This window comes from Flavobacterium sp. UGB4466 (assembly GCF_903469665.1).
In the GTDB taxonomy this organism is placed as follows: Bacteria; Bacteroidota; Bacteroidia; order Flavobacteriales; family Flavobacteriaceae; genus Flavobacterium; species Flavobacterium lipolyticum.
Genome location: NZ_CAGKLC010000229.1, coordinates 1 through 326, shown reverse-complemented (window position 1 = coordinate 326; position 326 = coordinate 1). Strand labels below are relative to the sequence as shown.

Here is a 326-nt window from a genome sequence, read left to right as displayed (position 1 = left end):
AAGAATGAATTTTTAATCTATAAATGTAAATCAGCAGTAGAGTTAAGTAAATTAATTAAAGAATCTGTAGAATGTTATAATCAAAAAAGACCACATTTAAGCTTGAAAATGAAAACACCTAATTTTGTATATCAAAAAACCAGCAAAGAGAACTTTACTGGTTTTAATTAATATTGTAAAACTTATCAACCTATTTTAGGACGACTCATATAGTGCTGTACTAATTTTTAATTTGTTTACTCTGATTATAGCTTTCTAAGATTAATCGCTCTAATTCGTCGAAAGAGCAATCTAAATCCCCAGAAGTAATTATATAAGGTGTACCC

General features: G+C 27.0%; 1 protein-coding gene. It reads left to right on the top strand.

Going from position 1 to position 326, the window contains the following annotated elements; all coding sequences use genetic code 11:
* Positions 1–15 precede the first annotated feature (15 nt).
* Positions 16–171 (top strand): integrase core domain-containing protein, encoded by a 156-nt coding sequence (locus JO950_RS22500; RefSeq protein ID WP_370528159.1) that lies wholly within the window; start codon positions 16–18, stop codon positions 169–171.
* The last annotated feature ends 155 nt before the right edge of the window (positions 172–326 follow it).